Annotated in this window: 5 protein-coding genes and 2 pseudogenes; 1 reads left to right on the plus strand and 6 read right to left on the minus strand. The window is 70.3% G+C overall.

Translation table 11 applies throughout. From position 1 onward, the window contains the following. Nucleotides 1-581: pseudogene (locus tag HZS56_RS36900) on the plus strand (tetratricopeptide repeat protein); the annotation flags it as partial. Nucleotides 582-611: 30 nt separating this feature from the next. Here the strand turns inward: HZS56_RS36900 and HZS56_RS36905 are convergent. The 6 genes and pseudogenes from HZS56_RS36905 to HZS56_RS36930 form a co-directional block, all read right to left on the minus strand. Next, nucleotides 612-1574 (minus strand): M28 family metallopeptidase, encoded by a 963-nt coding sequence (locus HZS56_RS36905; RefSeq protein ID WP_216725181.1) that lies wholly within the window; start codon nt 1572-1574, stop codon nt 612-614. Nucleotides 1575-1756: 182 nt separating this feature from the next. Continuing rightward, the gene (locus HZS56_RS36910; protein WP_216725182.1) at nt 1757-2227 is read right to left on the minus strand and encodes a VOC family protein; all 471 of its coding nucleotides are present in this window, start codon (nt 2225-2227) and stop codon (nt 1757-1759) included. Further along, the gene (gene rarD / locus HZS56_RS36915; RefSeq protein WP_216725183.1) at nt 2224-3294 is read right to left on the minus strand and encodes an EamA family transporter RarD; all 1071 of its coding nucleotides are present in this window, start codon (nt 3292-3294) and stop codon (nt 2224-2226) included. The genes HZS56_RS36910 and rarD overlap by 4 nt, the downstream gene beginning before the upstream one ends. 234 nt (nt 3295-3528) lie before the next feature. Further along, complete coding sequence (locus HZS56_RS36920; RefSeq protein ID WP_216725184.1) at nt 3529-4383, minus strand: SDR family oxidoreductase; 855 nt, start codon at nt 4381-4383, stop codon at nt 3529-3531. 190 nt (nt 4384-4573) lie between these two features. Further along, nucleotides 4574-5575 carry a 2-oxoacid:ferredoxin oxidoreductase subunit beta gene (locus tag HZS56_RS36925; protein WP_216725185.1) on the minus strand — a complete coding sequence of 334 codons (1002 nt, stop codon included), beginning with the start codon at nt 5573-5575 and terminating at the stop codon, nt 4574-4576. Between the two features lie 139 nt (nt 5576-5714). Beyond that, nucleotides 5715-6107, minus strand: a pseudogene (locus HZS56_RS36930) (2-oxoacid:acceptor oxidoreductase subunit alpha); the annotation flags it as partial.

Consider the following 6107-nt stretch of genomic DNA (forward strand, 5'->3'; position numbering starts at 1 on the left):
CCCCCGAGGCGTTCCTCGAACCGGCCTCCAAGCCCACCCCCACCCCCGCCCGCGGCTTCGACGCCGTGGCCGAGGCCGTGCTGGGGGACGTGCCGCTCACGGTGCCCGGCGACGCCACGACCGCGGCGCTGCTCGCGGAGCCGACGGCCCGGATCAACGAGGCCGTCAGGGAGGGACGTACCCAGGCCGCCGCGCAACTGGCGCAGGAGGTGGTGACGGACGCCTCACGGACGCTGGGGCCGGAGCACCCGGAGGTGCTCCGACTCCGCGAGCTCACCGCGTACATCGCCTACTTGTCGGGTGATCCGGACCGCGCCTTCGACCTCTCGATGGAGCTGGCCCGGACGCACCGCCGTGCGGGCGACGCGGAGGCGGCGTACGGGAACGTCCAGAGCGCGGCCACCGCCTGGCGTGCCGTACGCGATCCCGAGCGGGGCCTGGAGCTGGGGCGCGGCCTGGTCGGCCTGTGGGACGAACTCGCCGCCGAGGAGGGCCCGGCGGCCGAGGACGCCGAGGAACTGGAGTCCGTACGCGCCCGCATGGGCCGTCTCGCCGAACGCGCCCGCGCCCAGGCCGGCTGACCGGACGGCGCCGGCGCCGGGCCGCCCGCCCTACTGCGACAGTTCCCAGACGGCGTACGCGACGGCGTCGCTGTTGCGGTCCAGGGCCGTGTCGTCGATGTTGGCGGTCGTGTCGCAGGACGAGTGGTAGCAGGGGTCGAACGGCTCGCCCACGGTGCCGCCCCACTCGGCCGCCTGCGCGGAGGTCTTGCGGTAGTCGGCCCCGCTGAACAGGCCGCCGACGGGAACGCCCGCGTTCTTGAAGGGCGCGTGGTCGGAGCGGCCGTCGCCCTCGGTCTCGATCTCCGTGGTGATGCCCAGGCCGGCGAAGTAGTCCTTGAACGTCTTCTCGATCGTGGGATCGTCGTCGTAGACGAAGTAGCCCGGGTTGGGTGAGCCGATCATGTCGAAGTTCAGGTAGCCGCTGATCTTCTCCCGGTCGGCGGCGCCGAGGTTGTCGACGTAGTGCCGGGAGCCGACCAGGCCCAGCTCTTCCGCGCCCCACCAGGCGAAGCGCAGGTGCTTGGCCGGCTGGTATCCGGACCGGGCGACGGCGAGTGCGGTCTCCAGGACGGCCGAGGACCCGGAGCCGTTGTCGTTGATGCCGGGACCGGAGGCGACGCTGTCCAGGTGTGCTCCGGACATGACAATCTGATCCGCGTCGCCGCCGGGCCAGTCCGCCACGAGGTTGTACCCGGTGCGGCCCGAGGCGGTGAACTCCTGCACGCCGGTGGTGAACCCGGCGTCGTCCAGCTTGGCCCGTATGTAGTCGAGCGAAGCCTGGTAGCCCGGGCGGCCGTGGGCGCGGTTGCCGCCGTTCGCCGTGGCGATCGACTGCAGCTGCGTCAGGTGGGCCTTGACGTTGGCTATGGGTATGTCGGGGGCGTCGGCGACCGCCGCGGACTCGGAGGCGGACGCGCTGCCGGCCACCGAGCCGCCGGTCATCAGGGTCGCGACGGCGACCGCACCGGCCGCCAACGCGCGCCCGGAGAGGGGGGACTGGGGGAGCTTCATGTGGGGGGCTCCGAATTCCTAGGGAGTCCCCGGAAGGGACTCCGCAGTGAATGGGGTGCCTGGATGGTGTGGCAGCGGTTGACCCTGCGTCAAGACCGCTGTCCGGCCACGGCGTCGCACATACCGGAAACCCTCACCGCCGCGAGGGACTCCTGGACACGCCGGTCGCACCCGGTAGAGCCCTAGTGGACGCAGAACTCGTTCCCCTCGGGGTCCGCCATCACCACCCACTCCCCGCCCTGCTCCTTCACCCGGCGCACCACGCTCGCCCCCAGCGCCTCCAGCCGGGCCGCCTCGGCCTCCCGCCCACCGTCCGCGGAATGCACGTCGAGGTGGACCCGGTTCTTGCCGGTCTTGGCTTCCGGCACCCGCTGGAACAGCAGCCGCCGCCCCAGACCCGTGCCGCTCTCCTTCTCGTAGGGGTCGTCGGGGTGGCGTACGGCGGCGAGATCGCGCCAGGCGCGGCGGCCGTGGGACTCGACGGTGAGCTCGGCCGGTACCGCACCGAATCCCAGCAGCTTCTCGATGAGCGCGCCGTTGTCCTCCACCTCGTAGTGGAGGGCGGCGGCCCAGAAGTCCGCCTGCGCGTGCGGGGCGGTGGCGTCCACGACGATTTTGAAGTGCAGGGGAGCGGGCCCCGAAGTCGATGTCATGGACCACTTATAGCGGTGTCGTGCTGCCCCTGGGCCCGCGGCTGCTGCTTGGCGAGGTCGGGAGCCGGGGTCCCCGACGCCACGATCTCCGAGTCCCGCGCGGCGGTGCTCTCCTTGATCCCGGCCGGTGCCACGCCCGAGCCGGCCCGGTCCAGCTGTTCCCTCAGTGCCCGTGCGGTGCGGCGCGCCGTACGCAGCGCGTCCCAGGTGAGCAGCGTCAGCGCCAGCCAGACCAGCCCGAAGCCGGCCCAGCGCTCGGGCGGCATCTTCTCGTGGAAGTAGAGGACGCCGAGCAGGAACTGGAAGACCGGCGCCAGGTACTGCAGCAGCCCCAGGGTGGACAGCGGCACGCGGATGGCCGCCACCCCGAAGCAGACCATGGGGATCGCGGTGACCACGCCGGTCGAGGCGAGCAGCGACGCATGCCCGAGTCCCTCGGTGGTGAAGGTCGACTCGCCCTGGGAGCCCAGCCACAGCAGGTAGCCCAGCGCGGGCAGGAACAGGACCGCGGTCTCGGCCGCCAGCGACTCGACGCCGCCGAGGTTGACCTTCTTCTTCGCCAGGCCGTACGTGGCGAAGGAGAAGGCGAGGCAGAGGGAGATCCACGGCGGCTGGCCGTAGCCGATGGCGAGGACGAGTACGGCCGCGAAGCCGATCGCGACCGCCGCCCACTGCGCGGGCCGCAGCCGTTCCTTCAGCAGCAGGACGCCCATCGCGATGGTGACCAGCGGGTTGATGAAGTACCCGAGTGACGCCTCCACGACGTGGCCGCTGTTCACGGCCCAGATGTAGACGCCCCAGTTGACAGTGATCACCGTGGCGGCCACCGCGACCAGCCCGAGCCTGCGTGGCTGCCGCAGCAGCTCCCCGGCCCACTTCCAGCGCCGTACGACGAGCAGGGCGGCGGCGACGAAGACGAGGGACCACACCATCCGGTGGGCGAGCATCTCGCCGGAGCCGGCGGGCTTGAGCAACGGCCAGAAGAGCGGGACGAGGCCCCACATCCCGTATGCCGCGAAGCCGTTCAGCAGACCTATGCGCTGATCACTCCTGGACGACCCGGGCACGGGCACCTCCTCCTCGCACACGGCATGCCGGGACGGTTGCATGCCACGACGAAGGTAACGCCGCACACCGCCGCCTGTCATGCCCGTATCGGCATACGGTCATGACAGGCGGGAATGCCGGAGAATTCCGCAATGTCGGATGCGTGGAACGGGGTGGGGTGGAGTGGGACGAGGTGGGAGGGGATGGAGAGGTGTGGGGTGACGGACGGCTGGGCGGCGGGTGCCCGCCCGGGGTCAGCCCTTGAGCGCGGCCGCGACGGCCTCGGCGAGCGGCGTGGTCGGGCGGCCGGTCAGCCGGGACAGGTCACCGGTGGAGACGACCAGCTCGCCCTTGGCGATGGAGGCGTCCACGCCCGCGAAGACGTCCGCGAGCGGCCCCGGCACGCCGGCGCCGGTGAGGATGCCGGTGTAGGCCTCGACGGAGACGGGCCTGTAGACGATCTCCTTGCCGGTCTGCCGGCTCAGCTCGGCCGCGTACTCGGCGAAGCTCCACGCCTCGTCGCCGCCCAGCTCGTAGGCCTTGTTCTCGTGGCCCTCGCCGGTGAGGACGGCGACGGCGGCCGCCGCGTAGTCGGCGCGGGAGGCGGAGGAGACACGGCCCTCGCCGGCCGCCTGCACGACGGCGCCGTGCTCCAGGACCGGGGCGAGCTGCTCGGTGTAGTTCTCGTGGTACCAGCCGTTTCGCAGCAGCACGTACGGCACACCCGAGCCGACCAGCACCTCCTCGGTGGCGCGGTGGTCGTCGGCGAGCGTGGCCTTCAGGCTCTCGGGGGCGCCGGTGTAGGCGAGCAGGGCGACGCCTGCCTTCTTGGCCGCCTCGATCACGATCGTGTGCTGCCGGACGCGGCCCTTGTCGAACTCGTTGCCGGAGATCAGCAGCACTCGGTCGCCGGCCGTGAAGAGGTCGTCGAAGGTCTCGGGTGCGTTGTAGTCGGCGACCGCGAGCCGCACACCCAGGGCGGCGAGGTCGGCGGCCTTGTCGCGGTTGCGGACGACGGCGGTGACCTGGTCGGCCGGCACCTTCTCCAGCAGCTGCCGCACGACGTGGCGGCCGAGGTGTCCGGTGGCTCCGGTGACGACGATGCTCATGGTTTCAGTACTCCTCGTGGGGGCTCGATAACACCCACCCTAGGAGCTGCGCTAACTGAAGGAAAGTGCGAACTTTGAAGTAAGGTACTTACCTCGAAGTTACCTTTTGGTCCGGACGGCGGTAGGGTCCGGACAGTGACAGGGCCCGGACATCGCGTCCGGGCCCTGCGCGCGGTGAACGCCGCCGGCGTCAGCCGACGACCGTCCAGGTGTCGTTGCCCGCGAGGAGTGCGGCCAGGTCGCCCTTGCCGTGGTGTTCGACGGCGGTGTCGAGCTGGTCGGTCATGAGGGTGTCGTAGACGGGGCGTTGGACGGAGCGCAGGACGCCGATGGGGGTGTGGTGGAGGGTGTCGGGGTCGGCGAGGCGGGAGAGGGCGAAGGCGGTGGCGGGGGAGGCGGCGTGTGCGTCGTGGATCAGGATGTCCGTTTGGTTGTCGGCGGTGACGGTGACGACTTCGAGGTCGCCGGTGGTGGGGTTGCGTGTGACGCCTTGCGTGTTGTCGGTGCCGAAGCGGATGGGCTGTCCGTGTTCGAGGCGGATGACGGCTTCTTCGGCCTGCTGTTTGTCCTTGAGGGTGTCGAAGGCGCCGTCGTTGAAGATGTTGCAGTTCTGGTAGATCTCGACGAGTGCGGTGCCGGGGTGGTCGGCGGCCTGGCGCAGGATTTCGGTGAGGTGTTTGCGGTCGGAGTCGACGGTGCGGGCGACGAAGGTGGCTTCGGCGCCGAGGGCGAGGGAGACGGGGTTGAAGGGGGCGTCGAGGGAGCCCATCGGCGTGGATTTGGTGATTTTGCCGACTTCGGAGGTGGGGGAGTACTGGCCTTTGGTGAGGCCGTAGATGCGGTTGTTGAAGAGGAGGATTTTGAGGTTGACGTTGCGGCGGAGGGCGTGGATGAGGTGGTTGCCGCCGATGGAGAGGGCGTCGCCGTCGCCGGTGACGACCCAGACGGACAGGTCGCGGCGGGAGGTGGCGAGGCCGGTGGCGATGGCGGGGGCGCGGCCGTGGATGGAGTGCATCCCGTAGGTGTTCATGTAGTACGGGAAGCGGGAGGAGCAGCCGATGCCGGAGATGAAGACGATGTTCTCTTTGGCAAGGCCGAGTTGGGGCATGAAGCCCTGGACGGCGGCGAGGATGGCGTAGTCGCCGCAGCCGGGGCACCAGCGCACTTCCTGGTCGGACTTGAAGTCCTTCATCGACTGTGTGCCCTCGGCCCTGGGCACCAGCTGGAGCAGCGAGCCCGCGCCGCTTCCCTCGGCAGCCTCGGCAGCCTCGGCAGCCCCGGCAGTCCCGGCCGCCCTGGTCTCCCTGGTCTTCCCGGTCACCTCAGTCTCCTCAGTCATCGATGGCCTCCTTCAGGGCGGTGGCGAGCTGTTCTGCTTTGAACGGCATGCCGTTGACCTGGTTGTGGGACTGGGCGTCGACCAGGTAGGTGGCGCGGATGAGGGTGGCGAGCTGGCCGAGGTTCATCTCGGGGACGACGACCTTGTCGTACTGCTTGAGGACGGTGGCGAGGTTGGCGGGGAAGGGGTTGAGGTGGCGCAGGTGTGCCTGCGCGATGGCTTCGCCGGTGGTGCGCAGCCGGCGGACCGCGGCCGTGATCGGTCCGTAGGTGGATCCCCAGCCCAGCACGAGGGTGCGTGCTCCGTGCGGGTCGTCGACGTCGATGTCGGGGACGGTGATGCGGTCGATTTTGGCCTGGCGGGTGCGGACCATGTGGTCGTGGTT

The organism is Streptomyces mayonensis, from assembly GCF_018982965.1.
GTDB lineage: Bacteria > Actinomycetota > Actinomycetes > Streptomycetales > Streptomycetaceae > Streptomyces > Streptomyces mayonensis.

Excerpts from the sequence above, each read along its gene's own strand:
- HZS56_RS36905 (WP_216725181.1), bottom strand. The coding sequence starts at position 1,574 with ATGAAGCTCCCCCAGTCCCCCCTCTCCGGGCGCGCGTTGGCGGCCGGT.
- HZS56_RS36910 (WP_216725182.1), bottom strand. The coding sequence starts at position 2,227 with ATGACATCGACTTCGGGGCCCGCTCCCCTGCACTTCAAAATCGTCGTG.
- HZS56_RS36920 (WP_216725184.1), bottom strand. The coding sequence starts at position 4,383 with ATGAGCATCGTCGTCACCGGAGCCACCGGACACCTCGGCCGCCACGTC.
- HZS56_RS36925 (WP_216725185.1), bottom strand. The coding sequence starts at position 5,575 with ATGAAGGACTTCAAGTCCGACCAGGAAGTGCGCTGGTGCCCCGGCTGC.